The 2,686-nt window shown below is 37.9% G+C and carries 4 protein-coding genes; all 4 read right to left on the bottom strand.

Annotated elements, in window-relative coordinates:
• Positions 1-184 precede the first annotated feature (184 nt).
• The 4 genes from Q0A12_RS02070 to Q0A12_RS16400 all read right to left on the bottom strand — a co-directional run bounded on the left by Q0A12_RS02070 (position 185) and on the right by Q0A12_RS16400 (position 2,405).
• Positions 185-841, bottom strand: a complete 657-nt coding sequence (locus Q0A12_RS02070; RefSeq protein WP_291291061.1) for an ABC-2 transporter permease — start codon at positions 839-841, stop codon at positions 185-187.
• A complete protein-coding gene (locus Q0A12_RS02065; RefSeq protein ID WP_291291060.1) occupies positions 841-1,689 on the bottom strand; it encodes an ABC transporter ATP-binding protein in 849 nt (282 codons plus the stop codon). The genes Q0A12_RS02070 and Q0A12_RS02065 overlap by 1 nt, the downstream gene beginning before the upstream one ends.
• A 3-nt stretch (positions 1,690-1,692) precedes the next feature.
• Positions 1,693-2,064, bottom strand: a complete 372-nt coding sequence (locus Q0A12_RS02060; RefSeq protein ID WP_291291059.1) for a GntR family transcriptional regulator — start codon at positions 2,062-2,064, stop codon at positions 1,693-1,695.
• A gap of 164 nt (positions 2,065-2,228) precedes the next feature.
• Positions 2,229-2,405 carry an LPXTG cell wall anchor domain-containing protein gene (locus Q0A12_RS16400; protein WP_366030671.1) on the bottom strand — a complete coding sequence of 59 codons (177 nt, stop codon included), beginning with the start codon at positions 2,403-2,405 and terminating at the stop codon, positions 2,229-2,231.
• Positions 2,406-2,686: the final 281 nt, after the last annotated feature.

The raw sequence follows: 2,686 nt of genomic DNA, 5'->3' as shown, positions 1-2,686 counted from the left end.
GATTAGAAGATCTTTTAAATTTGAATTCTAAGCGCCTACTCTCACTACACTTGTTCCATTCAATTCGGTCAGAAGGGCCAACATCCACATTCTCTATCCAGAGACTAACTGTATTTCCTTACCTATTGGCTAGTTTCACCCATTTTTCTCAAGCGCATTCTCTTTTATTCAAATAAAGACTTTTTTAGAATTGTTTCTTTTTCATAATCGAAATACTGATCCTCACAGATACCGCCAAAAGAAAAAGGGCGATCACTAGTGCAATAAGAAAGAGCATTCTCATACTGACAATAGGTAATGTATTCAGTTGAGCAACCAAATCAACGTTAAAGAAAAGCTTCGCACCTTTTACAATCACGACACCAGCGACTAACAAAAGTCCAACGGCGCCAATAATGGCAATTCTGCCCTTTTCGCCGCCAAACTTTAGTTGGAAGGGAATCATGAGAGACTGGATAATGATCATGACAGGCAAGATCATTGCTGCAATCTGCCAGATTTCAGTGAGAGAAGTAGTATCTCTAACAACGGTTGCAATCATCCCTAAGCAAGTTGCCAAAAGCCACGAACTAAATCCTAAAAGAAATCCTAGAAAATATTTTTCTAGCACATAACCCACGCGAGTAATAGGTAAAGTGAATAAAAACGCATACCCATTGTCAAATTCATCAAAACTGATAGTGCTTAATGTGAATAAAGAAAGCACAAAGGTTAAGAAACCTAGTGGGAATGATACATCCTCTGTAAACGAGATCATTCCTACTGCAATCAAAAGAATCACCAAAAAGAAATTTTTTTGTGTGGCCATCAGTTTAAAATCTTTTATCAACAAACCTGTCATTATTTACGCCCCCTTACCATCATCATAATCACTTCATCGATTGATCCTTTTTCAATGGCTATTTTAGGAAAGTTCTCCATATAATATTGTTTCTGATTCGTTAAACAGCTATACCCATAGCTTTCTTCTTTGTATCGGAGAATAAATTGTTTATCCAGCTCTTTGTATTGCTCTGGGTCAACTTTTAATAGTGCATAATCACTTAACAAAATATCCGTCTCTTCATGTAAGATCCCTTCTCCATCATGAATCATATAAAGGTCATCACAAAGTGTTTCCAAATCACTAGAGATATGGGAACTGATCAAAATCGCACACTCTTCATCTTTTTCCATAAACTCTCTCAACATTAAGAGTAATTCATCTCTGGCAATCACGTCCAAGCCCGCGGTCGGCTCATCTAAAAGCAATAATTTTGCCTGATGCGAAATCGCAACCAACACTTTTAGCTTTGCTTTCATTCCTGTTGAAAAGTCGTTGATTTTTTGATCTAACGGAAGTTGAAATCTCGTGACTTGTTTCATGAAAAAGGTTTCGTCAAACTCTGAATACATCGCCCTCAAAATCGGAACAATATCTTTGATCCTTAAATAGCCGCTAAAGCCGGAGTCGGATAAAACAACCCCTATTTGTTCCTTTTCTTTGGTTGTCAGTTCCTTAATATCTTTGCCTAAAAGTGTGATTTTGCCACTATCAAAAGGAATTAACCCAAGCGCCGCTTTAAACGTGGTGCTTTTTCCTGCGCCGTTTTGGCCAATCAACCCAGTGATCATCCCTTTTGGAACTTCTAATGAACAATCAAGAGTAAAGTTATCATATTGCTTTTTGAGATGCTCAATTTTCAACATATTTCAACCCTCCAATATCAATTCAAACAAACTTTTTATCTCATCATCACTGATTCCACAGCGGCGGCCTTTTTGAATTGCTTGCTCCAAATCCTTTTCCAGTTCTTTTCTCTGCTCCTCCAGCAGAAGCTCTTTATTGGTAGCAGCTACATAGGTTCCTTTGCCGTGAACAGTTATGGTAAATCCTTCTGATTCCAATGTGTCATAGGCCTTTTTGACTGTTAATGCACTGATTTTTAATTCTTTTGCAAGCGTCCTAACAGATGGCAGAGGATCATTTTCATTAAGCTCGCCAGTCCGAATATGCCCTTTGATTTGATCGACAATCTGCTCATAAATCGGCACCATCAAGGAAGTATTAATAATCAATCTCATATTTTCTTCCTCCTTCTCGTTACAAACAGTATATAACAGTCTACAACTGTTATCAAGTGTTATATACTGTTTATCCAAAATAATTTGAATTTTTACTGAGCATAAACAAAAAAGCTAGGCAAAAGCCTAGCTAAGAATACGACCTAATCCTGAAAGATAGGTGGTTATTTCATGCGTATAATAATTGTTCCGCCTACAACACTTACAATCATGATGCCGAGGACAAGCATCCATCTCGCCTTCTCATCATTTGTCTGTGGAAGTTGTTTATCATTCGTTTTAGTTGAATCGTTTAAGGTAGAGTGACTCGATTCAGATTGATTGTTCTGAGTGCCTGACACGGATGAATCAGTGGTACTTGGTTTCGTGACACTCGGTTCTGTCGTGCTTGGCTCTGTACTACTTGGTTCAGTGATACTTGGCTCAGTGATACTTGGCTCTGTTGTACTTGGCTCAGTGATACTTGGCTCTGTTGTACTTGGTTCTGTCGTGCTTGGTTCTGTCGTGCTTGGCTCTGTAATACTTGGATCCGTGAAACTTGGATACGTTTCTCTTTAGTATGATGTAATTTAATCAATTAAAATAAGTTCTGAAGTAAGATGTTATGAAGTAAGTGTAGATT

The organism is Enterococcus sp. (assembly GCF_022711995.1).
GTDB lineage: Bacteria > Bacillota > Bacilli > Lactobacillales > Enterococcaceae > Enterococcus_D.
This window is presented reverse-complemented; position numbering and strand designations above follow the sequence as displayed.

Coding starts and splice junctions, on each gene's coding strand:
- Q0A12_RS02070 (WP_291291061.1), bottom strand. CDS start 841: ATGACAGGTTTGTTGATAAAAGATTTTAAACTGATGGCCACACAAAAA.
- Q0A12_RS02065 (WP_291291060.1), bottom strand. CDS start 1,689: ATGTTGAAAATTGAGCATCTCAAAAAGCAATATGATAACTTTACTCTT.
- Q0A12_RS02060 (WP_291291059.1), bottom strand. CDS start 2,064: ATGAGATTGATTATTAATACTTCCTTGATGGTGCCGATTTATGAGCAG.